Below are 23,984 nucleotides of genomic sequence, written 5' to 3'. Positions count from 1 at the left end.
GGTAGTCTATTTTTTAGAAGTTATTGCTACAACCTAATATTATGTAATATAAAATTAGATTAGGTAAAACATTCAGTTAGGGAACAGTAAAAGCCAACTGTTTTTATAAGTTTTTCTAATAAAGGAGAAGACAATATGCATATGTGCTCCATGTCTGAACTTAACTTACAAGGAAAACAAATTGTATTAAGAGAAGATCTGAATGTACCATTAAAAGATGGTGTTATTACCAGTGATAAGCGTATTCGTGCAGCTTTACCCTCTATTAAGTTTGCATTGGAAAGAGGCGCTGGTGTTGTGATTCTTTCACATCTTGGCCGACCAGAAGAAGGTAAGCCTACAAAAGAAGCTTCTCTTGCACCTGTTGCAGCAAGGCTTTCTGAATTGTTAGGTATGGATGTTCCCTTGATTACAGATTACTTAAATGGAGTAACAGTATCTCCAGGAAAGTGTGTATTGTGTGAGAATGTACGTTTTCTTGTAGGTGAAAAGAAAAATTCAGAAGAGTTAGCACGTAAATTAGCTGCACTTGGAGAAATTTATATTATGGATGCATTTGCTACGGCGCATCGTGCACAAGCATCTACAGAAGGTGCAATCCGTTTTGCCAAACATGCATGTGTTGGTCCATTGATGGCTGCTGAGTTAAAAGCTATTAGACATATTCTTCATCGTCCAAATCATCCTTTAGTAGCAATTATTGGAGGTTCCAAAGTTTCAACAAAGCTTCAACTTATTGAAAATCTTTCTCGAAAGGTGGATCGATTGATTGTTGGTGGGGGTATCGCTAATACATTTTTAAAAGCTGCTGGTTTTGAAATTGGTTTATCTTTATATGAACCAGAATTGGTTTCAACAGCAGCAAAAATTATGAGAGAAACACATCGACATGTATCACCTTTTGATCATTTGGGGGGTAAGTTGATGGCAAATGCTTATAAACAAGGTTTCCCTTTTGAAACTTTAGGAGCTAAAGTGATAGAGCAGGTTTCTCAGCATATGTCACCATTTGATTCTTTAGGTGAAACAACGCGGAAAGAAGATTCTAGGGGAATATCATCTATTCCATTGCCTAGTGACGTAGTTGTAGCAACTGAACTTAGTGAGAAAGCAACTGCAATAATACGTAAAGTTGATGATATTAAGCCTGATGAGAAAATTTTTGATATAGGTCCTGAAACAGCTCAGAGGATTGCTGAATACATAATGAATGCAGGAACTGTGGTATGGAATGGTCCAGTAGGTGTTTTTGAAATTGATCAGTTTGGTTTAGGAACAAAAATTATAGCCCATGCAGTTGCAGAAACAAAAGCATATACAGTTGTTGGTGGAGGAGATAGTATTGCTGCACTTGAGAAATATGGATATTTAGATAAGGTTGATTATGTTTCAACAGCAGGAGGAGCTTTTCTTGAAATGTTAGAAGGCAAAATTTTACCAGCTGTAGCTGCACTTGAGGCATCTGCTTCATCGTGAAAAATGAATTACTATTTGCTAAGCAGGTATTAAAAGGTACTAATCAAAAAAGGATGAATATTAGTAAAGCAAGACTTAATTACAGTAGGGGAGGAAAAATTTGTAAGTTAGATAAGGTGAGGAATAAACAGCAACAGCCGTTATTTCAACCAATTATTTCAGATTTAACACCTTTTACAAAACAATTACTAGAGATTTTACCTTACATTTTGGATAAGACTCTTCATCTTTCTCACTCACAGAGAATAGCATTACCTGATGATATTCATAACCTTTCTTGTTTATTAACCTCTGAAAGAAAAGGTTTATATAAATCATATTGGAGCAATGCACGTTTTTGTTCAGCTTATTTATGGTATTTTTTCCCGTGGAATCTTATACGTCTTACGTCTCTAATATCAAATCTTGCATTACCTGAACCTAAATCTGAAGTCGTTATTATGGACTTAGGTAGTGGTCCTTTAACGTTACCTGTGGCCTTGTGGCTTTCCAAACCAACCTGGCGTAATTGCAAAATAAAGCTTATTTGTGTGGATACTGCAATTCAACCTATGAATATAGGGTTGAAACTTTTTAAACAAATAGCTGCACAACTAAAAGAATCTTTTGTGTGGGATGTTACATTGATACGTGGTAATTATACCCAAGTACTAAAATCTATTAGTTCCCCTTTGCACCTTATTATGTCTGGAAATATGCTTAATGAATTAAAGGGAAAAACAAATCATCTTATTAGAAGCCGTATGGAACAAATGGTAATGCTCATAAATAATGTTTTACACTCTGATGGAGCAGCATTGTTTGTAGAGCCTGGAACACGTTTGGGTGGAAAGCTTATGTCTACATTAAGAGAAGTTGCTATACAAGATACATTTATTTCTATTGCTCCTTGCACACATACAGCTTTTTGTCCTTTATTTAATAGTACAAATAATCTTTGGTGTCATGTCTTGTTTGATGTAGATGCACCACAATGGTTATTAAACCTTAGTCAAGCAGCTAATTTATCAAAAGTTAAAGTAAGTTTTTCTTTTCAGTTATTAAGGTATAGAAAGAATACTTTGAAACTATTAGATAATACTACTTCTTTTTTAACTGGGAGGGTCCTTTCTGGAGGATTTCCTGTTTTAGGTATGGGAACAGCTCAATATGTTTGTACAAAAAAAGGTTTAGCTCTTATGTCTTATACACGTGGTATTCCATCAGGTGCAAGAGTATTATGTAAGCCTTTACCAGGAAACCAGAGAGATATACGTTCAGGTGCATTAAAAGTTGAATGGGTATCTACTTTAGAGAAAGAATAATAAATTAGAGAATGATAACATTCTTTATAACATAGAACATAAAGATAGAAATAATCATTTTATTAAATGGGTAATGTTATTACTTGTAGTATGGAGGATTATAATGAAGAAAGTCGTTACACGTTTTGCCCCAAGTCCTACAGGACAATTACATATTGGTGGGGCACGCACGGCTTTGTTTTCTTGGTTGTTAGCTAGGCATTTTGATGGGATATTTCATTTAAGGATAGAAGATACAGACCTTGAAAGATCTAAGCAAGAATATACAGATACTATTCTAGAATCCATGTCATGGCTTGGTTTGAATTGGGATGGAGAAATTGTTTATCAATCAAAACGGAATGAGCGTTACCATGAGGTCATAGATATACTCTTGCAGACTGGTCATGCATATTGGTGTCATTGTTCTATTGAACAAATAGAAAAGATGAGAGAGGAAGCCCGTCAAAAAGGTGAGAAGCCTCGATATAATGGTTGTTGTAGAGAGAAAAAGTTATCTGCTAATCCTTCTGGTGTGGTGCGTCTAAAAGTTCCTTCTGCAGGTCAAGTTACCTTTAATGATCTTGTTAAAGGACAAGTTACAGTCCAAAATACAGAGCTTGACGATATGGTCTTACAACGTTCTGATGGAACACCAACATATCAATTAGCTGTAGTTGTAGATGATCATGATATGCAAGTGACACATATTATTCGTGGAGATGATCATGTTTCAAATACACCAAAACAGATCTTAATTTATAATGCGCTAGGTTGGGAAATACCTATATTTGGTCATATTCCTATGATTCTTGGTTCAGACCGTCAGAAGCTTTCTAAACGTCATGGTGCACGTGCAGTTATTGAATACCAAGAAGATGGCTTTTTACCAGAAGCTATGCTCAATTACCTTGTCCGGCTTGGTTGGTCGTATGGTGATCAAGAAATTTTTACTCTTCAGGAGTTGATAAGTTTTTTTGATGGAACAAATCTTCATAGCGCTCCTGCTGCTTTTAATATAGAGAAGTTACTTTGGCTTAATGCTCATTATCTAAGGAGATTACCAGTCTCCCAGATTGCAAACCTTATGTTACCTTTTGTTAGAAAAGAAGGTTTTACTCATATAACAAAAGAACGGATTGAAGCAGTGTTACCATTGTATGTAGAACGAGCTGATACTCTTAAGGAATTAGTTTATCTTATGAAACCTGTGCTTATTAGTGCTTCAGATCTTACATATAAAGAAGATGATATAAAAAAAATTGTCACTAATGAAAGTAAAGAGCATTTAGATAGATTACGTAATTTATTAGAAGCTGAAATAAACTTTGAACCATTATATATTGAACAGCTTATCCATGAGTATATCACAAGTAACAATCTGAAGTTTAAAGAGATTGGTCCAATTCTTCGTTTAGCTGTATCTGGTGTTTTAGGAGGACCAAGCCTACAAGAACTTATTGTAGTAATTGGGAAAAAAGAAGTCCTAGCTAGATTAGATAAGTTACGCTTTCAGTTATAATATATAATAACTCCACATTTTTAATGATAAAAAGTACAAAAAAGTTGACTGAACTAGAATTTACTGATAGGTCTATTTCAGTTTTAGGCTAATGATCTAGCATTTATCCTAAATAAGTATGGTATCAATTTTTAAACTAGAGAAAGGAAGACTTTTATGAAAAAAGTGCTTATTAGTGCATTCCTTTTTGTTGGAACATTGCTTACAGCATCGCTTTCAGCAGAAGCTATTGATTTTAAGGCAAAGGGTGTGTGGGACTTCAATTTTGAGTGGCAACAATCTAGTTTTATGAAGGGCGATGGAGATCAACGTTTTTCGCCTAAACAACGTTTACGTACTCAAATAGACATTGTTGCATCAGAGAGTCTTAAGGGTGTTGTATTCTTTGAATTAGGTAAGACTATCTGGGGACGTGGTGTTGATGGTGCTTCTATTGGAACAGATGGTAAAAATGTTATAAAGCTCCGTTATTCCTATGTTGATTGGGTTATTCCTTACACAGATGTGCAAGTCCGTATGGGTTTACAACCTTATGTCCTTCCAGGATTTGTTGCAGGTTCTACAATATTAGATGCTGATGGAGCAGGTGTTACTGTTTCTGCTGTATTTAATGATTATTTAGGTGCTACAGCTTTCTGGATGCGTGCATTGCATAAAAACTATGATAGTAATTATGGAATATCAAAGCTACCTAACTTTAAAGGTACAACATTAGATGTAGTTGGATTAACTATTCCTGTAACAATATCTGATATAAAAATTGCTCCATGGGGTATGTTTGCTTTTGCAGGTAAGAAGAGCTTATTAGGGGAAAGCTATGGAGATATTGAAGATGTAAGAGCAGGTCTTTTACCAGCAATGCCAGCAGGATTTGGATATAGCTGGGGAGCTGGTAATCCATTTGGAGATGTTTTTCCAAATAAAAAGCGTGGTAATGCATGGTGGGTTGGTTTATCAGCTGAACTTGCTGGCTCAAGTCCTTTGCATATAGCTGTTGATGGTGCTTATGGACGAGCAGACTTAGGAAGTCTTAGAAATGTTGTTATTGGTGACTTCTTACTAGATAAGATTGATTTAAAACGTCAAGGTTGGTATGCAGCATTATTAGCAGAATATAAATTTGAATATGTAACTCCAGGGGTTATAGGTTGGTATGCCTCAGGAGATAAAGTTGATTCACGTGGCGCCTCTAAAAGAATACCAACATTAGTTGGAAACTGGTCAGCAACAAGTTTTGGATATAGTGGAGCCTATGGTATAGGCAAAGATTCTGTTTTTGGAAATACTATTGCTGGCTCATGGGGTGTTGTAGTTCAGTTGAAAGATATTTCTTTCTTAGAAAATCTAACTCATGTTATCCGTGGAGCTAGAATTCAGGGTACAAATAATAAAGACGTTCCTGAACACTTAGGTTTATCATACGTTACTACCATTTATGACACACGTGGTGGTGATAATATGCTTTACTTAACAAAGAAAGATTATGCTTGGGAAGTAGATTTTGATACTGAATATAAAATCTATAAAGACTTAAGTGTAGCTCTTGAACTGTCATATATTCGTCTTGAACTTGATAAAAAACTATGGAACCTTCAAAGAGAAGTTGATAAGAATGCCTATCGTGCTGGTTTAAATATGAAGTATCAATTCTAATTAAAATTAAAAAAGATTCTAGTAGAAAACTATCCTTGAATTATCAAGGATAGTTTTCTTTTTATATTTCGTTGAAGAAATTAATTTTTTCGTACATAGGTTGTTAAGAGAAAATTTTATTATATAGTTATTAAAGTAAATACAAAGAAAAGTATATTGTTCTGAAGTTTTCTATAATCTAGTATTCGATAATGGTGCATCAGTTATGTTTTTTATTATTACTTACGAGAATAAGTAGCAGTAAAAGTAGCTTTGTCAATCATATGCATATGAATATTGAATCCAATAGCTGCAGGCATAGTTGTTGCTGGTAAATCCATTGTCTCTACATTGAGAGCATAGATAGTAAAAATATAGTGATGAAGTTTTGCACCAACTGGAGGACAAGGTCCTCCAAATCCAATAAAACCAAAGTCATTTATTGATTGAACTGCACCTTTGGGAAGTTTTTTAGGATCATTTCCTGCTCCTAGTACTAATGAGGAAGTGGATGTAGGAATGTTATAAACTATCCAATGCCACCATCCACTACCTGTTGGTGCATCTATATCAAACATAGTTATAGCAAAGCTTTTAGTTCCTTCAGGAGGATTTTTCCACTCTAGACTTGGAGAAATATTTTTTCCTTTGCATCCAAAACTATTATAAACTTGATTAGTTGCAATAGTTCCATTTTTCATTTGTGGGCTTGATAGAGTAAAAGGCTCAGAAGCAAAAGTAGTTATATTTGTTACTAATAATAAAGCAAAAGTTAGAATCAGTTTTTTCATAATTACTCCAATTAATATAATAATGTTGGTTATTGAATAATAATACTTATAACTTTTTATTTATCTTAACTATTGCTTTACTGTCTTTGATATTCTATTACACTAACATTATAATTATTATATGCGTTTTAATAAGTTAACGTTAGTTATTATAGCGTTTTTATAGCTAGAGATGTAGCTAAATGTATTTGAATGTAGATAGTAAAAAAGAATATACGTTAACAGGTAGGTTTTAAATAGAAAAAAGAGTAAGGAAGTCACTACTAAAAAGCTAGGTTAGTTATAACAACAAACTTCCTAGGGTAAGGGTGGTGCCGAGGGCGGGACTCGAACCCGCACAGGGAGTGCCCACTACCCCCTCAAGATAGCGTGTCTACCAATTCCACCACCTCGGCGTATGATGTATATATGCGTAATTTACACGCTTGGCAAGAGTTTTCTTATGTTATACTGATTGTTTTACTATAATAGCAGTTATCCTAGTTCCATATGACGATGCTCTATAGAAACAGTATAGTTTTTTTTAGTAAGTTCATGTAATAATAGTTCTGAAATAGCAACAGAACGATGTTTACCACCTGTGCAACCAAGAGCAATAGTAATACGATAACGACCTTCTGCATCATAGAGAGGAAGAAGGAATGAAAGAAATCTAATAAGATGTTTTTTAAATTTTATTCCTGAAGCAGAATTAAGAACATAAGTTGCAACTTTTTTGTCCATTCCAGATAAGGGACGTAACTCTTCTACAAAGTATGGGTTTGGTAGGAATCTTAGGTCGAATAGTAAATCCGCTTCGTTAGGTACACCATACTTAAATCCAAAAGAAATAATGTTAATTTTAATAGATCGTATTTTTTCTGGATAAGGGTTCCAAGATTTTTGTAGAAACCTTCGTAAGTCATGAATAGAATATGTTGTAGTATCAAGTACAATATCTGCTGTTTGTCTTATAGGGATAAGACGTTTAGCTTCTTCTTCAAGGGCATGTTCAAGACCAATATGGTATTGTTCTAATGGGTGAGGCCTTCGTGTAGCTGCATATCTTTTTATAAGAGTGGGCATATCTGCTTCAAGGTAGAGAAGCGTAAAGTAAATATGTTGGCTACGCATTTCTTGAAAAGTATGTTCAAGCTCTTGCATTGTATGTATTCTATGTTGATTAATACCTAAAGCTAACCCTTGAACGTGTTCTAGTGAAGAACTTTGAACTGTATGAATCATACTTGTAACTAGTGACGGTGGAATACCATCTGCTGTGACAAGCTGGAGATCTTCAAATACATGTAAAGCAGTACTTTTACCTGCACCAGACATACCTACAATAATAATTACTGGAAAATATTCTTGAACTGTATGAGGTAATAATGGAGAAGAAATACTATTATTATTATTATTTTGTGTCTTTTGTAGGTTAGGTATTATTTTTTTTAAAGTCATTGGGTAAATGAAAGTAAAAATGGTTAACAATAAATTAAATAACAGGATCAATTAAACCAAAGTCACCATTTTTTCGATGATAAATGACATTAACACGATCAGTTTCTGCATTTAGAAACACAAGGAATTCAAATCCTGAAGTTTCTAGTTGCATAGCTGCTTCATCAAGGTCCATAGGTTTTGGAGAAAAATGTTCTCGTCCTGTAATTGTCCGTACACCATCTTCATCAATTAATTCAAATGGGAAAATATCAATATTTTTATTGCGACCACTGCGTCTTTGTTCCCTATAGCGTGCAGTATATTTTTTTATTTGAGATTCAATTTTATCAATGGCTAGATCAATAGAGCCATACATATCTTCAGTTGTTTCTGCTGCTGATATGTTAAGTCCTTCTCCTACTACTTGTACTTCTACTTTTTGTCGAAATTTATCGACATCCATAAGAAGTTGTATTTCAAGAGATACTTTTTTTCCTACAAAACGAGTAAGTTTTTCAAGGCGACGTCGTGCATATTTACGCAAATGATCAGATGGTTCAAAGTTTTTGAAAGTAAATACAATATTCATAATAATCCTTTTTTATTTTATTTATAATGAATAGTTAGAAATGTACTTTTCTACGTGATGAAGATGGAATATCCATAGACATACGATACTTTGCAACTGTTCGTCTAGCAATATTAACTTTTAATTGTTCTTTCAAGATTTCACCAATTCGTTCATCAGAAAGAGGATTTTTAGGATCTTCTTCATTGATACATTTTTTTATAATAGCTTTTACACTTTCAGAGCCAACTTGACTACCATCATCAACACCAAGTGCACTATTAAAGAAAAATTTTAATTCAAAAATTCCAAATGGTGTTGCAATGTATTTATTAGTAGTTATTCGGCTAACTGTAGATTCATGCATACCAATATCATCAGCAATATCTTTTAATATAAGAGGACGAAGCTTTGTGATACCTTCTTTAAAAAAGGTTTGTTGATATTTTACAATACTTTCTACTACTTTATATAGTGTTCTTTGTCGTTGGTGCAAGCTTTTGATTAGCCATGCAGCTGAACGAATTTTTTCTGAAAAATACTCTTTATCTTTGTCACTTGATTCTTCTAAAATATGTTCATAAGCTTGGTTTAGATGAAGATTAGGTAATCCTTCATCATTAAGTAATATAATGAACTCATTATCAACTTGATAGACAAATGCATCAGGGCTCACATAAGTAGGATCTCCCTCTCCATAACTTGCTCCAGGTAGAGGATCAAGTGTTTGAATTATATCAATATATTCTTTAAGTTCCTCCATAGTAATGTGGAGTTTACGTAGAAGAGGTTTATATCGGTGTGCTTCAAGATCATCAAGATGGTTTTGTATAAGTTCTACCAAGATAGGATCTCTATCATAGCCTAAGACTTCTATTTGTATAAGTAGGCATTCTTGAGGAGATTGAGCTGCTACCCCCACAGGATCAAATCTTTGTATTGCATGGAGAACAGGTTTAAGTTTTTCTATATCTGTGTGCTCGCTATTTGCTATTTCTTCAAGTGAAGCCTGAAGGTAGCCTGATGAAGATAGGTTTCCTATAATAGCTTCACCTAAATTTTTTTGTTCATCAGTAAGCGTTGAAAGGCGAAGTTGCCACATAAGGTGACTTTCAAGTGTTGGGCGAGAGGCATATCTTGCTTCAAGAGAAGACATCTCTTCAGAAAGTTCGTATTCACGAGATTGAAGTTGTTTTGGTGTGCTTGCAAATTCACCAAGATAATCTTCCCAGTCTGCAGTGTTGGATACATCCTGATCGTAGGCTTCAGAAGGATCATGTTCTGTCCGTGTTTCTTGACGTTCAGAAGCTATTTCTTCCTGCGATTCTTCCAGAAATGGATTTTCTAACAATTCTTTTTGAATTGTTTCAGCTAATTCAACCCGTGATAGTTGCAATAGACGGATCGCCTGCTGCAACTGGGGAGTCATTACAAGCTGTTGACTAAGTTTAAGCTGTTGCTTGAGTTCTAGTCCCATTTCATCATCCTGGTTACTATTGCCTTTTTATATACAAGTAGTGAGGATAGCTTTATATACACCATATCGTACTGTATATGATGTTGCAACAGTAAAGATGTAAAACCTTTGCTAGATCACAAATAGAAATTACAACTAGCCTTAATTATAAACAGAAACTTTCTCCTAAGTACATACTTCTAGCTTTTTTACTATTAATAATATCGTCAGGTGTTCCTGTAAGAATAACTTGGCCTTTCACCATAAGATAAGCTCGATCACAAATATTTAGTGTTTCTCGTACATTATGATCAGATATAAGAATACCAATATTCTTTTCACGAAGGAGCTGAATAATACTTTGTATATCATGAATAGCTAAAGGATCAATTCCTGCAAATGGTTCATCAAGTAAAATAAATTTTGGTTGTCGGATAAGTGCTCTAGCTATTTCAAGCCTACGTCTTTCACCACCAGAAAGATGTACAGCATAAGAGTTTTCAAGATAAGTAAGACCAAAATCTTCAAGAAGAGCATCAGCTTTCTGTTTTTGTTTACTTTTAGAATATGTTGTATATTCTAATATAATTTGTAAATTTTGCCTAACAGTTAAGTGACGAAAAACAGAACTTTCTTGTGGGAGATATGAAATACCAACACGTGCACGTTGATATAATGGCCATGAACTGATGTCCTGATTTTCAAAGAAAATTTTTCCACTTGATGGTTTAATGATTCCGGTGAGCATATAAAATGAAGTTGTTTTACCAGCACCATTTGGGCCAAGAAGACCTACTATCTCGTTTTGATGGATAACTGGTGAGACACCACAAACAACTTCACGGTTTCCATACCATTTTTGTAGCTCAACACCTTTAAGTGTTGCCATTATTTTACCTTTTCATTTGAATATTGCATAAATGTAGCTTCAACACGTTTGTTTTTTCCTCTAATAACTTCACTTCGATTCTCATATATATAATAACGGATACTATCGCCTGTAATAGTATTTTCTCCATCAGTAAGAACTGGCGAATCCTCTAAAAGAAGGATACCTGTTTTTTCTGTATAGGTGACTTTTCCTGCAGTACCTGTATATTTATCCCCTTTAATACAGACATTTCTTTTTGCTACAATATGTTTTAACTCGCCAGCAGATATTTTACTTGAAATAGGGTTTGTAGATAGATCTTCATTTTTTTGAGATTTTTTTTGTGGTGCTAAATAAATAGTTAATGTATCTGTTGTGAGTTGAAAGTCTGGACGTTGTACATGAACATTTTTGTTAAAGGTAATTTGTTGTTTTTCTAAGTCATAAGTTAATTCATCAGAAAAAATTTTTGTTTCAACAGTACCAAGCGAACCTTTTTTTATAGGTTGTGCATATAATGTAGGTTGATTATAGGTGTATATTAGTCCTATAAGTAATAAAACTTGTGAGACAAAATATAGCTTCATTACTTTTTTACTCCAGCTTTTACATACTAGATATAATATTAAATACAATATAGTCACCTTTAACCATATAATCTATTTATTATGTAGCGTTATAACTTATTATATATTTTTTGCATGGATAGTAACTTTGATCCCATTTTTACCACTAATAATATTTGATTTAAGATCCCAAGTAACTTTTCCTGCTGCACTTGTAGCTTGTGGACTTGTAAATTGAGCTCCATTAGGAAAATATATATGTCGTTTTTTTGTATCATATACCATATAGGGACCTGTTATGCTTTTATTATCTTGTGCAATAAGAAGATTTTCCCAAAGTATAATAGTATTCTGATTTTCTACTATTTTCCCTTTATCTGCACGTACTGTGATAGCATCATTATTCAAACCATCGCCAAGTAGATATTGAACAATAGGACTATCTACTTGTATAGATTCTCTATCTTTTGAGAGACGAGCCCAAGAAGCCTTAAGACGCCAAAGCTCAATTCCATTTTCTCCTTGGGAAAGATTTACACCTTTTAATGCTAAACCTAAGGAGTTTTCAAGAGAAAGAGAGTGATCTACTGATGTTGGGTCACTATCATTGATATTTAACAACTCATTTCCAGCCTGTTTTTTTTCTGTAGTGAATAAAGAATCCATGACTTTTTGAGTATATAACCAATATGCAAAAGAAAAAATGAGTATAAGTATTATAGTCCAAATAAAAAATTTTTTCATTTAAGATTCATCCATGTATGAAGAAGAGCTTCTTTTTTATTTTGATATATGAGCAATAAGTCAATAACTTCTCGTATAGCTCCATCTCCACCTTTACGTTTAGTAATATAAAGTGCTAATTCTTTTACTTCAGGTACAGCATTATCCACAGCAATAGGTAAGCCTACAGAAGTCATGGGAGCTAAGTCTACCCAATCATCTCCAACATATGCAATTTCACTCCATTGAAGATTTTTTTGAGTACGCAGCTTATCAATGTGTGCATGTTTATTATTAATCCCAGGGTGATAGTCAGAAATACCAAGATCCTTTAAGCGACGCTCTACACATGGAACATCCATTCCAGAAACAATAGCAATTGATAATCCTGCCTCTTTGGCTAGTCGAATACCTATCCCATCTAGTACATTGAATCGTTTCATACATAATCCTGTATCCTCATAGTAAAGACTACCATCTGTCATGACACCATCCACATCAAGGATAAGGAGACGTATACTATGTGCACGTTCTTTTAATAGTTGTTCTTGAAAAGATGTATGAGTATACTGATGTTCTAAAGTTTTATTTGCTATTTTATTATTATTATTATTATTATTAAAGCTCATTTTACAACACTCCATATAGCTGATAACTGAGCAAGCAATGTCCCCAGTTGATTTAGTGGCCAACTGTTGGGACCATCACATAAGGCTTTGTCAGGATTTGGATGGCATTCAAGAAAAATTCCATTAACACCTGTTGCTGCAGCAGCATAAGCAAGCGTTGACACGTATTGTCTTTGGCCATCAGAAGATTCACCTTTTCCTCCAGGAAGTTGGACTGAATGTGTTGCGTCGAAGATAACAGGTACTCCAAGTTCCTTCATAATAGGAATAGATCTAAAGTCTACGACAAGATTATTATAACCAAAAGTTGTACCACGTTCAGTAAAGAGTAATTTTTTGTTACCTGTTGCAAAAATTTTATCACGGACAGCTTTCATATCCCATGGAGCAAGAAATTGGCCTTTTTTCACATTAATAATGCAATCAGTATATGCTGCTTCTTTTAATAAGTCTGTCTGTCTACAAAGGAATGCAGGGATTTGTATAATATCAGCAACTTCTGCGACAAGAGCTGCTTGCTCTGGGAGATGTATATCTGTAACAATAGGTAATCCTGTCTCTTTTTTGACGCTATATAACCATTCCATACCCTCTTTAAACGTTGGACCTCTAAAAGATGAGTTAGAAGTTCTATTTGCTTTATCCCAAGAGCTTTTAAAGACAGCAAGGAGTCCTGTATTACAAGCTTGTTCGGCAATAATAGTAGCTGAGTTGCACGCAAGTTCCTTAGATTCTAGTACACATGGTCCAGCAAAAATAAAATGTTTTGAAACCAGGGAGTGATAAAGATCATCTGTAGTCATAAGCAGTGAATATATATATATATTACAGTGTTATTGTTTATTATGGTTGCAAGCAGCATGGATAAAGTCTTTAAATAGTGGATGTGGTTTCATAGGGTATGACTTGAACTCAGGATGAAATTGACATCCAATAAACCAAGGATGATTGAGAAGTTCAATAATTTCTACAAGTGTATTATCAGGAGAAGTTCCACTAAATATCATTCCTTTTTCAGCAAACTGGTCTCTATATATATTATTAAATTCATATCGATGACGATGACGTTCTTCTATAGAGTCTGTTTGATATGCTTTAAAAGCTTTAGTATTTTTTATAAGAGTACAAGGGTAAGAACCAAGACGCATAGTTCCTCCTTTGTCACATAGTGAGTCACGATATTCTATGGCATTGTTGCGGAAATCGTACCATTCTTTCATAAGATAAATAACTTTATCAGCTGCTACAGGATTAAACTCTTCTGAGTTTGCTTTTTCTATTCCTGCAACATTACGGGCAAACTCAATGACAGCACATTGCATGCCAAGACATATGCCAAAGAAAGGAATATTTTTTTGGCGTGCATAGCGAATAGATTCAATTTTGCCTTCGATACCACGAGAACCAAATCCACCTGGAACAAGAATGCCATCAACACCTTTAAAAATTTCATTAACATTATCTTCTGTGATAATTTCAGAGTTAACATATTGTAAGTCTACTGTAATCTCATTTGCTATTCCTCCATGACAAAGAGCTTCATGCAGGCTTTTATATGCTTCTGTAAGTCCTACATACTTACCTACGATTGTGATTGTTACTTTTCCTTTAGGGTTATTAATTGTGTTAACAAGTTGTTCCCATGGTTTAAGGTTGGCTTGTTTAGTAGGTAAGTTAAGAAAACTTGTAATTTTTTGATCAAGTCCTTCTGTATAAAACTTGAGTGGTAACTCATAAATATTATTTATATCAGCAGCAGAAAAAACAGCATCTTTTTCTACGTCACAAAATAAAGAGATTTTTGCTTTGATATCATCAGGGATAGGCTTTTCACAACGACAAAGAATGATATTTGGCTGAATTCCAATAGAACGAAGCTCTTTCACACTATGTTGTGTTGGTTTTGTTTTATGTTCACCAGCTGTCCCAAGGTAGGGTACTAATGTAAGGTGGATATAAAGACAGTTTTGCCTACCAAGATCAGTTTGTAATTGTCGGATAGCTTCAAGGAATGGAAGTCCTTCAATATCCCCAATAGTGCCTCCAATTTCAATGATAGCAATATCCGGAGTATTATTGTCTATGGAACTTTTTGCAAGGCTTAATATTGTTGACTTAATTTCATCTGTAATATGTGGGATAACCTGTACTGTGGCACCAAGATAGTCACCACGACGTTCTTTACTAATAACTTTGTAATAAATGGCTCCTGAAGTGGAGTTATTCTTTTGTGAAAGCGAGGTACCAAGAAACCGTTCATAATGTCCAAGATCAAGATCTGCTTCAGCACCGTCATCAGTGACATAAACTTCACCATGCTGGTATGGGTTCATTGTACCAGGATCTATGTTGATATAAGGATCTAGTTTTTGAATAGTGACTGTCATACCTCGAGAGGTCAGTAGTGCTCCTATAGAAGCAGCTGAAAGACCTTTACCAAGTGAGGATAGTACTCCTCCTGTAATGAAGATAAATTTTGTCTTCATGTATTTTGTCCTTTTAATAAAACAAGATAATGCATATTATACATTATAAGATCAAGGGAAACAAAAGATAGCTAATTTCTTATAATTCTGTACCCTAATTTTCAAGAGTTTAGCTTACAAACTTTCCTTCGACAGAAATAATACTATGATTGTTTATAAAAAGACAGCCATTGACTGAAATTTTTCATCGACATAAAATTAATTATTATACTAAAATCTACTTACATCTATGGATACTACATGGCACAGGTTAATGCTTTAGTAATTACTGGATATGGAACGAACTCTCATAATGAAACCGCACATGCAATAAGGCTTGCTGGTGCAGATTATGTTGATATTAAACATTTTTCAGAAGTTGTTGCAGCTGAAGTTTTTCTTGATAGTTATCAACTGTTAGTTTTTCCTGGCGGTTTTTTAGATGGTGATGACCTTGGTGCTGCTCAAGCTGCTGCACAACGTTGGCGATATCTATCTGATAAAAATGGTGTTTCATTACTTACAAGCTTAAAAAATTTTATAGCAAAAGGTGGTCTTGTTCTTGGTATATGTAACGGTTTTCAATTATTAGTTAAGTTGGGTATGTTACCATCTCTTGATGGAAAGTTGTTTGATCGCCAAGTATCACTTAGTCATAATGATTCTGCACGTTTTGAAGATCGGTGGGTTTCTTTAAGAGTAAATCAAGATAGTCCATGTGTGTTTACTCGTGGTTTGAGTGAAAAGAATTTGCTTTCTATGCCTGTAAGACATGGTGAGGGTAAATGTATTGTTAGGGAGCCTAGCATTCTACAACAGCTTATTGATGGGCAGCATATTGTTCTTCAGTATGCTGACCCTACTACAGGTGAGGCTACACAAGAGTATCCTTATAATCCAAATGGCTCCCCATTTGCTATTGCAGGGCTTACAGATACTTCAGGAAGAATTTTTGGTCTTATGCCACATCCTGAGGCTTTTCATCATAGAACAAATCATCCAGGCTGGCCACGAGGAGAACAAACTATATTAGGAACAATAATATTTCAAAATGCTGTAGATTTTTGCAGAACTATTGATAAATAATAATATTTTATTTTTTTTTGATAGTTGATTTACATATTGATATTTTTAAAGTAGACCCCTTAGCTTTTTGGTAGTATATATATATATTAGTATTAAGGTAGTTATAAGTGGTGTTATAGTAAATGAACTATAATAATATTATTAATATAATAGAAGAGGTGGCTCCATTATCAGTTGCTGCTACATGGGATAACTCAGGTGTACAAGTTGCTTCAAGTCAAGATGAAATTTTTTGTCTTGCTGTATGCTTAGATCCAACTCCAGAATCGGTTTATAAAGCATCTGAGTTAGGAGCAAACATGATTTTATCACACCATCCATTAGGGTTGAGGCCTCGATTCCCAACTATTATTGATAATTATTATAGTGTGTTAAAGTTATTGTTATCTAAAAATATTTTGCTATATTCAGCACATACATCTCTTGATGCAAATCTTTACGGTCCTGCCTCATGGCTTGCTGAAGTATTAGAGTTACATGAATGTAGTGTGCTTGAATCTATTCATACGACTAATGGGGTGTCGTCTCAATATGGTTTTGGTCGTATTGGTCATTTTTCTTCACCTGTACCTGTTGAAAATTTTTGTCAACGTATATATCCATTGATAGGTGAAGCTGTACCAAGATTGATAGGTGAACTTCCAAGACAAATATATAGAGTAGCTTTTTGTCCTGGAGCTGGAGCAGAGTATGCTGCTGAAGCAGCTAGACAGAAGGCTGATATTTTGATTACTGGAGATGTGAAGTACCATCAAGCGTTAGAGTTTTCTTTACCTGTTTTAGATGTTGGACATTTCTGTCTTGAGGAAGAAATGATGCGTCGTTTTTCTCAATATTTACAGAGTGTTCTTTTAGATGTAACTGTGGTATTTGTACCAACTCAAGATCCATTACGTTCTTTTTGTATAAAAGAAAATTAGAGAGTTAGATTAAGACAGCCGTTAGGAGAAATTTGTGAGTCTGTATATAAACCAAATATGTCAACTTGTATCGCTTCAACATGTAGATGATGCTATTTATATTGTAGAAGAAGAGCTTATACAAGCACCCAAAGAATTAGAAACACTTGCTGCTAAGTTTGAATCAGTAGATAGCCAGCGTACTCTTGTTATAGAAAAACTAGAACATCTTAAAGAAAGGGAAAAGCGTATTCATCATGAAATTGAAGATGATGAGGGACGTATAAAGAGAAGTAAAGGCAAATTAATGCAGGTTTCAAACTCTCGTGAATACCAAGCTATGGCACGAGAAATGGATAATATGGAGCGTCTTAATCGTACTCGTGAAGAAGAACGCAATACATTACTTGAAGAAAAGCAACTTCAAGAAACCACTCTTGCAGAAATAGAGTCTTTATGGACGGCAATAAAAGAAGAACTTGAACTTAAGAAAGCAGGTCTTGATGAATATTTAAAGGATGCAAAGAATCGTTTAGCAGAGCTAGAAAGTTCACGTTCAACGACTACAAGTGATATTCCTCGTCCTATACTTGAGCGCTACGAATTTATTCGACGTCGTTTATCACATCCTGTGATAGTTCCTGTCACAGATGGTGTTTGTGGTGGATGTCATATTGTTGTTCCTCCTCAAACATACATTGAACTACAAGGAGGACACAAGATTATTAATTGTCCTAATTGCCAGCGCCTAATTTATTGGAGTAAGCATTTTAGTGAAGAAGAGATTAAGCAGGAGCCTGTTGAAGAAATAGAGAGTTAATATATATTATTGAGGGCTTATGTATTAGGAGTCAAGTGGACTGTCGCTGCATATCCTTTTATGGATTTATGGAGAGGAAAGTCCGGGCTTCATAGGGTAAAACGCTGGGTAACACCCAGGAAGAGTGATCTTCGGCAAGCGCAACAGAAAGTAAACCGCCATTATTAATAATAGTGGTAAGGGTGAAACGGTGGAGTAAGAGTCTACCAGTCGTTATAGTGATATAGCGAGCTAGGCAAGCCCCGTTTGAAGCAAGACCAAATAGGGGAACAGGCTGACCCGGCCAATGTTCCTGGGTAGGTTGCTTGAGAATATAGGTAACTATATTCCTAGATGAATGACAGTCGCCCATTAGGGTACAGAACCCGGCTTATAGCTTGACTCCTTTATTATAGTTTTCTTCATAATAGTCAGATAGATTATAGACTCATATTTGAGAGTGTAAAATGGAGACTTGGGCTTTAATTTTAGCAGCAGGACAGGGTAGTCGGTTATTAAGTACAATAGGTATAGCAAAACAATTTTTTGTATGGAAAGGCATACCTCTTTACTGGCAATCTGTGCTGCAGTTTATGCATTGTGCAAGAATCCGTGGTGTTGTGTTGGTCTTTCCTTCAGAAGTAAAAGATAATGAAGAAAAAGTTGTTGATAGATTAGCAGCTCAGTATGATTTAAGACTTCCATATATAGTTATTTCTGGCGGGAAATTGCGTCAGGACTCAGTTAAAAATGCATTGAACACTCTCCCAAAAAACTGCTCTCATGTCCTTATTCATGATGCAGCTAGACCTTTTATCTCTCCAAAGTTGATTAATAATGTTATTGAAGTATTAGAAGCTGGAGCAGTTGGAGTAGTTCCAGGTATATCTGTTACAGATACAATTAAACAGGTTATTCAAGGAGAAGTTATAGTTACACGACCTAGGGAACAACTTATTGCTGTACAAACACCACAAGGTTTTCATTTAAAAACAATTGTTGAAGGGCATAATAGGGCTACATTAGAAAAGTGGACTGTCACAGATGATGCATCACTTCTTGAGTTGTGTGGGCATACTGTACAAGTTATTAATGGTGAAATAGAAAATAGGAAAATAAGTTTCCCTCAGGATTTATTATATATGGTCGAACAACCAAAAACTACAGTTCCTATAGTAGGGTATGGCTATGATGTTCATAAATATGTAACTGAAGATCAAATAAATCAGCCAATTCGTTCTATGAGATTGGGGGGAATATCTATTCCCAATGCACCAAACGTTGTTGCACACTCTGATGGAGATGTATTACTACATGCACTTATGGATGCATTGCTTGGCTGTATTGGAGGCGGAGATATTGGCCTTCATTTTCCTGACTCTGATAAGCGTTACGATGGAATAAATTCAGCTATTTTGCTTGATCATGTGCTAACAAAAGTATTGGAATCTTCTATAAAGATTGTCCATATGGATGCAACAATAGTTGCTCAACTTCCTAAGATTAGTCAATATCGTGAAGCTATTAGAAGTAATCTTTCAAGATTATTAGATCTTGATCTAGCAAATGTAAATATAAAGGCCACTACAGAAGAAGGTTTAGGTTTTACAGGAGAATGTAAAGGAATTAAAGCCATTGTTATTGTAACAGCTATTCGAATATCATAATAAGTTACAACTAGATAATAACATTTTAATTCATAGAAATATGAGATTAGTTATTCAACGTGTTCATCACAGTCGATTGTATATTGATAGTAACCTCACTACAGAAATAGGAGTAGGTCTTGTTGTTCTAATTGGTTTTGGTCTTGTTGATGAGTGTTCATTACCTAATAATAATATTTGTTTATTATTTGTAGAAAAGCTTGCAACACTTCGAATATTTCCAAATAAAGAAGGGAAATTTGCTCATTCACTTGAAGATATCAATGGGGAGTTACTATTAGTACCTCAGTTTACTCTATATGGAGATTGCCATAAAGGAAGAAGGCCATCTTTTCATTTAGCTGCATCAGGAAAGGTTGCCAAACAGTTTTTTATAACATTTTATGAACAACTGTGTATACGTTTACCAGGAAAAGTTCAAAAGGGTGTTTTTGGAGCAGACATGGACGTATATTTTGAAAACTGGGGACCTGTAACTATTTTAATAGACTCAGAAGAGTATACATCATAGTTATATGATTTTTATAAGTATATTCTTATTAGTGAGAGTTAGAAGAATACCTTATTAGTAGGTTTGTAGATTTTTTAGAATTTTTATTTTTTATTATGTTAATTATTTTTATTGCAATAGTTAGTTAGACCATGCTCCTATCTTATGATAAATCCCTTCTAGTGTATCACAACGTGTAGTTATTGAATATTGTTGACTTAATAGACGGCTTTGTTTAGACCATTCTTCCCTTTGTGCAGGATTAGAGAGCATATGAGCTAATGCATTGGCCATACTTTTTGCATCGGCTACAGGAACAATAATTCCATTCCCTTTAACTAGTTCAGGAATCCCTCCTGCATTTGTAGCTATTATAGGAAGTCCCATAGACATTGCTTCAATAAGAGTATTAGGTGAAGATTCCATTGCTCGGGATGGAACAATAAAAGCATCACAGAGTTGTAAGTAGTTAGAAATATGTTCTACATGGTCAAGAAAGTGTACTTGTTCTGCAATATGAAATTGTTCGCATAGAGGACGCCAGTATTCTTCTTTTACACCCATGGTTAAGAGGTGTGCATCAGCTATATGTGCTTTTGAAAACGCTTCTAATAATATGTCGAAACCTTTTTGTGGTTTGTTATTTCCAACAAAGCCAAATAAAAATTTAGGAATATAAGAAATTCCAATATGCTTGAGAGCTTCCTCTTGAGATATTGTTGGAGTGAAACGTTCGGCTGGTAACCCGTTAGGTACAATATAGATTTTTTTACGAGGACAATGCCATCGGAGTGCCTTAGCACATGCTTTAGAATTAGGTATAAAAGCTTTTATTGCAGGGGATAGGTATGGCAGAGGGTTTTTAGGTCGATAAATGACACCTCGGTGTGCAACACATGTTACATTTTTATATTTCCATGAAAGTCCCCACCATGCAATACGTTTAATAGCTTTATTATGGAATGCATGAATAACTGTAGGGCTTGTTTCAGATAATAATTTTTCTATAAAAATTTTTTGTTTTGAATGATTTTCAGGTAATGCAATCCAAAGAGGATTTTGTTCTTTTTTTGGTAACTCCCAAAAAGTTGAGTCATGGGGTAAGCAGAGCCTTGCATTATACCCACGCTTTGCAAATTCTTGAGTTTGATATATTGCTTGACGAGTACCACCACTCCTATTGGTAGAAGAAGTTATAGTAAGAATTTGCATAGAGCTAAATAAGTTTTTTAAAGATATCATTATACATAGTTCTAATTGTGAGGGCTAATTTTAGTTTTATTGCGTCATTGTTTACTTTGGAAAGTTGTAACATATTAATAAGGTGAGAGCTAACTTCTGTGAAATCGCTATCACCATGAGTATTAAGAATTTCAATATAAGATTGTAGGACTTTTTGAAAGTATGGATCTAGTATACCTTGTTTATTTATTGGAATATGAGAGTTTTTTTTACAGAGATATGCTCCAAAAATAATTTCATATTCTGAAGGGAAAGAGTTTTGTAATGCAAGACGCCATAAGCTAACAGCAATAGCTTGCATATGTTGGTATGCCTTCTTACGTTTTCTAAAACAAAATTTGTTAATCTTAAGTATATTTAGTTCATTAGAAAAGTTCATATCCTCCATAAGGATACTAAAGTTTGTTAATATTTCAATTATATTATAAGGGCTATTGTTTATCACAATAAAAATCCAAACAATATGGTTTTAGTTAGCTAGTGATTTTCTTATGAAAGAATTAACCTTTACTTTTAGAACAAGGTTGTTGTTTTTTGGATATTATATTTTGTATATATTTTTTATTAACCAAACCATAATCAAATAATATTACTGACTATCATATAGCATTGTATATTTATTTTTTTGTTACCCTTTAAATACACTATTTTAGTAATTTTACTATAGCATTTATAAGAAATATTTTATTATACCCGTGTAAAAAATATATTGTATATTTGTTAGAGATTTATTGTTGTTATTATTATTATTATTATTATTTGTTCTTGTAAATTGGAAATAACTGTTATTTTTTTGTATATAATCTTTTATTATCTTTTTATTACGTATAGTTATATCATATATTATAAGAGCTATCTTTCTTTTTTTAAGATAATTGATTGATGAAAAAAATAGTTGTTGTATTTTTTATAGTCTGTAACTATCTTATAGCTTATTATAAAATAGTGCTATAGTCATATTATTCCAATATAGTAATAGTAAAGTATATATTTTTTACGTATAGTTACATAAATATATGTAATATAAAGTCAGCTATAATAAACTATTGATAACCTCCTATTATTAATTCATATTAAAACAAGAAGTATCAATTAAAAAATAAAAAACAAACGTAATTACATTGTGATATAACAATAGTTATAAATTAAAATTTGATAAAGAAATTCCTGCTGCTTGGAATACTTTTTTTGTTACTGCTGGTTGTGGCGTAATATTCCATTTTAATAGTTGGTTCAATGCAAGTTCAACAGCTTTATCCAATAGATGAAAAACATCTGGAGTTAAAGAGGTTCCATACTCTAAAGATATTGGTTGGACACCTAGTAAAACCATTTCCTTAGGTAATAGTTTTTGTAGGCTGGCTAACCCAATAATCTCAGAAAAGCTTGTTTGGTGTAAGCTCATTTTATGAGCTGTAAGGTAAGAGGGAATTTCATTGTTATCTTTAAAAATAATTTTTCCTGGTGGCATATTAAAATCTACTGCATCAAGGATAAGTAATCTATCTGCTTTTTCAACATATTGTAATAATGCTTGACCTCGCGTGCCTGCATCAATGATTTCTATATTATCAGGGAAATCATAACGAGTATAAAGCTGTTCAGCTACTCGTACACCAAAACCTTCATCTCCATATAGAATGTTACCTAATCCAAGAACAATAATAGATTCCATACTTAATTCTTTTTGGGTTGTTTTATAAGTCGAACTAGTTTAAATCCATTAAACATAGCACTAACTAGTGTTGTATTACCCATTATTTCTTCACGTATTACCATGTACAAGTGGATAATGATAAATGCAATAATAAAGAGCATTCCAAGTCTATGCCAGTTATGGAGATCTATACCATTCCCACCAACCCAGTATGCAACATCAAGAACCCAATGAAATGTATGGACAAGCCATGGATTGTCAGAACTCATTATAAACATTCCCATTCCAGTGAATGTCATGAAGAAAATAAGAAAAATACAGCCAAACATTCCTACTTGAGCTAATGGGTTATGGTCGTAGTGGACATGTGGAGTTTTATCTATAAATAAATACCATCTAAAATCTCCTATGAGGCCATGCCACCATGATTTTTGCCATATAGGAATAACAAAAATTTGTTTTGAATAGTTATTACCAAAGAATGCATAAATAAGACGTAAAAATATACCAATAGCAAGTATAAAGCCTGCGCTAAAATGTACTATTCTCATATATCCCATAAGAAAGAGATAGGTTGGGTGTCCATCTATAGAGTGCCAGGGATATCCAATATAGTATCCTGTAAGAATCAGTGTAGCAATACAGATAACAATACTCCAGTGCCAGATTCTAACAGGTAGTTCAATAATATATTTAGCTTTTTGTGGTGGTGGAGTTTCTTCCATAATACATCCTACCTA

The 23,984-nt window shown here is 34.0% G+C and carries 23 protein-coding genes, 1 tRNA gene and 1 other RNA gene; 10 read left to right on the top strand and 15 right to left on the bottom strand.

The window, feature by feature from the left end; genetic code table 11:
- Positions 1-135: 135 nt before the first annotated feature.
- The 4 genes from LI_RS02540 to LI_RS02525 all read left to right on the top strand — a co-directional run bounded on the left by LI_RS02540 (position 136) and on the right by LI_RS02525 (position 5,934).
- The gene (locus LI_RS02540; RefSeq protein WP_011526548.1) at positions 136-1,476 is read left to right on the top strand and encodes a phosphoglycerate kinase; all 1,341 of its coding nucleotides are present in this window, start codon (positions 136-138) and stop codon (positions 1,474-1,476) included.
- Positions 1,473-2,780 carry a small ribosomal subunit Rsm22 family protein gene (locus tag LI_RS02535; RefSeq protein ID WP_015353737.1) on the top strand — a complete coding sequence of 436 codons (1,308 nt, stop codon included), beginning with the start codon at positions 1,473-1,475 and terminating at the stop codon, positions 2,778-2,780. Before LI_RS02540 ends, LI_RS02535 begins: the two co-directional genes overlap by 4 nt.
- Positions 2,781-2,883: 103 nt before the next feature.
- The gene (gene gltX / locus LI_RS02530) at positions 2,884-4,281 is read left to right on the top strand and encodes a glutamate--tRNA ligase (protein ID WP_011526546.1); all 1,398 of its coding nucleotides are present in this window, start codon (positions 2,884-2,886) and stop codon (positions 4,279-4,281) included.
- A 156-nt stretch (positions 4,282-4,437) separates the two neighbouring features.
- The gene (locus tag LI_RS02525) at positions 4,438-5,934 is read left to right on the top strand and encodes an outer membrane homotrimeric porin (protein WP_011526545.1); all 1,497 of its coding nucleotides are present in this window, start codon (positions 4,438-4,440) and stop codon (positions 5,932-5,934) included.
- A 218-nt stretch (positions 5,935-6,152) separates the two neighbouring features.
- Here the strand turns inward: LI_RS02525 and LI_RS02520 are convergent, their stop codons facing one another.
- The 11 genes from LI_RS02520 to LI_RS02470 form a co-directional block, all read right to left on the bottom strand.
- The gene (locus LI_RS02520; protein WP_011526544.1) at positions 6,153-6,704 is read right to left on the bottom strand and encodes a YbhB/YbcL family Raf kinase inhibitor-like protein; all 552 of its coding nucleotides are present in this window, start codon (positions 6,702-6,704) and stop codon (positions 6,153-6,155) included.
- 309 nt (positions 6,705-7,013) lie between these two features.
- A tRNA-Leu gene (locus LI_RS02515) sits at positions 7,014-7,099 on the bottom strand.
- Positions 7,100-7,178: 79 nt separating this feature from the next.
- Entirely contained in the window at positions 7,179-8,144 is a 966-nt protein-coding gene (gene rapZ / locus LI_RS02510; protein ID WP_011526543.1) for an RNase adapter RapZ, read from the bottom strand.
- 34 nt (positions 8,145-8,178) lie between these two features.
- Complete coding sequence (gene hpf, locus LI_RS02505) at positions 8,179-8,715, bottom strand: ribosome hibernation-promoting factor, HPF/YfiA family (RefSeq protein WP_011526542.1); 537 nt, start codon at positions 8,713-8,715, stop codon at positions 8,179-8,181.
- Between the two features lie 34 nt (positions 8,716-8,749).
- Positions 8,750-10,171 carry an RNA polymerase factor sigma-54 gene (rpoN, locus tag LI_RS02500; protein ID WP_011526541.1) on the bottom strand — a complete coding sequence of 474 codons (1,422 nt, stop codon included), beginning with the start codon at positions 10,169-10,171 and terminating at the stop codon, positions 8,750-8,752.
- A gap of 145 nt (positions 10,172-10,316) precedes the next feature.
- Positions 10,317-11,039 carry an LPS export ABC transporter ATP-binding protein gene (lptB, locus tag LI_RS02495; RefSeq protein ID WP_011526540.1) on the bottom strand — a complete coding sequence of 241 codons (723 nt, stop codon included), beginning with the start codon at positions 11,037-11,039 and terminating at the stop codon, positions 10,317-10,319.
- A complete protein-coding gene (locus LI_RS02490) occupies positions 11,039-11,608 on the bottom strand; it encodes an LptA/OstA family protein (protein WP_011526539.1) in 570 nt (189 codons plus the stop codon). The genes lptB and LI_RS02490 overlap by 1 nt, the downstream gene beginning before the upstream one ends.
- Before the next feature lie 99 nt (positions 11,609-11,707).
- Positions 11,708-12,331 (bottom strand): LPS export ABC transporter periplasmic protein LptC, encoded by a 624-nt coding sequence (gene lptC, locus LI_RS02485; RefSeq protein WP_015353736.1) that lies wholly within the window; start codon positions 12,329-12,331, stop codon positions 11,708-11,710.
- The gene (locus LI_RS02480) at positions 12,328-12,939 is read right to left on the bottom strand and encodes a KdsC family phosphatase (protein WP_011526537.1); all 612 of its coding nucleotides are present in this window, start codon (positions 12,937-12,939) and stop codon (positions 12,328-12,330) included. The genes lptC and LI_RS02480 overlap by 4 nt, the downstream gene beginning before the upstream one ends.
- Positions 12,936-13,742 (bottom strand): 3-deoxy-8-phosphooctulonate synthase, encoded by an 807-nt coding sequence (gene kdsA, locus LI_RS02475; protein WP_011526536.1) that lies wholly within the window; start codon positions 13,740-13,742, stop codon positions 12,936-12,938. Before kdsA ends, LI_RS02480 begins: the two co-directional genes overlap by 4 nt.
- 30 nt (positions 13,743-13,772) lie before the next feature.
- Positions 13,773-15,425, bottom strand: coding sequence for a CTP synthase (locus LI_RS02470; protein WP_011526535.1), 1,653 nt, complete (start codon positions 15,423-15,425; stop codon positions 13,773-13,775).
- A gap of 240 nt (positions 15,426-15,665) precedes the next feature.
- Between LI_RS02470 and LI_RS02465 the strand changes: the two genes are divergently transcribed.
- From LI_RS02465 to dtd, 6 genes are all read left to right on the top strand, one after another.
- Positions 15,666-16,490, top strand: a complete 825-nt coding sequence (locus tag LI_RS02465) for a phosphoribosylformylglycinamidine synthase subunit PurQ (RefSeq protein ID WP_011526534.1) — start codon at positions 15,666-15,668, stop codon at positions 16,488-16,490.
- A gap of 122 nt (positions 16,491-16,612) precedes the next feature.
- Positions 16,613-17,410 (top strand): Nif3-like dinuclear metal center hexameric protein, encoded by a 798-nt coding sequence (locus tag LI_RS02460; protein WP_011526533.1) that lies wholly within the window; start codon positions 16,613-16,615, stop codon positions 17,408-17,410.
- 34 nt (positions 17,411-17,444) lie between these two features.
- Positions 17,445-18,209 carry a zinc ribbon domain-containing protein gene (locus LI_RS02455; RefSeq protein ID WP_011526532.1) on the top strand — a complete coding sequence of 255 codons (765 nt, stop codon included), beginning with the start codon at positions 17,445-17,447 and terminating at the stop codon, positions 18,207-18,209.
- 27 nt (positions 18,210-18,236) lie between these two features.
- An RNA gene (gene rnpB / locus LI_RS07375) (RNase P RNA component class A) lies at positions 18,237-18,598 on the top strand.
- 57 nt (positions 18,599-18,655) lie between these two features.
- Positions 18,656-19,855: a 2-C-methyl-D-erythritol 4-phosphate cytidylyltransferase gene (gene ispD, locus LI_RS02445; protein ID WP_011526530.1), complete on the top strand. Its 1,200-nt coding sequence runs from the start codon at positions 18,656-18,658 to the stop codon at positions 19,853-19,855.
- 40 nt (positions 19,856-19,895) lie between these two features.
- Positions 19,896-20,366, top strand: a complete 471-nt coding sequence (gene dtd, locus LI_RS02440; protein ID WP_011526529.1) for a D-aminoacyl-tRNA deacylase — start codon at positions 19,896-19,898, stop codon at positions 20,364-20,366.
- Positions 20,367-20,486: 120 nt separating this feature from the next.
- Here the strand turns inward: dtd and LI_RS02435 are convergent, their stop codons facing one another.
- From LI_RS02435 to cybH, 4 genes are all read right to left on the bottom strand, one after another.
- The gene (locus tag LI_RS02435; RefSeq protein WP_011526528.1) at positions 20,487-21,557 is read right to left on the bottom strand and encodes a glycosyltransferase family 4 protein; all 1,071 of its coding nucleotides are present in this window, start codon (positions 21,555-21,557) and stop codon (positions 20,487-20,489) included.
- Positions 21,558-21,561: 4 nt separating this feature from the next.
- Complete coding sequence (locus LI_RS02430) at positions 21,562-21,966, bottom strand: hypothetical protein (RefSeq protein WP_011526527.1); 405 nt, start codon at positions 21,964-21,966, stop codon at positions 21,562-21,564.
- A 759-nt stretch (positions 21,967-22,725) separates the two neighbouring features.
- On the bottom strand, positions 22,726-23,262 hold the full coding sequence (locus LI_RS02425) for a HyaD/HybD family hydrogenase maturation endopeptidase (RefSeq protein WP_011526526.1): 537 nt from the start codon (positions 23,260-23,262) through the stop codon (positions 22,726-22,728).
- A 2-nt stretch (positions 23,263-23,264) separates the two neighbouring features.
- Positions 23,265-23,969: a Ni/Fe-hydrogenase, b-type cytochrome subunit gene (gene cybH, locus LI_RS02420; RefSeq protein WP_011526525.1), complete on the bottom strand. Its 705-nt coding sequence runs from the start codon at positions 23,967-23,969 to the stop codon at positions 23,265-23,267.
- Between the last annotated feature and the right edge of the window lie 15 nt (positions 23,970-23,984).

Origin of the sequence: Lawsonia intracellularis PHE/MN1-00 (assembly GCF_000055945.1) — a bacterium.
Classification (GTDB): Bacteria; Desulfobacterota; Desulfovibrionia; order Desulfovibrionales; family Desulfovibrionaceae; genus Bilophila; species Bilophila intracellularis.
The sequence above is the reverse complement of the archived record's forward strand: the minus strand, read 5'-3'. Positions and strand labels throughout refer to the sequence as shown.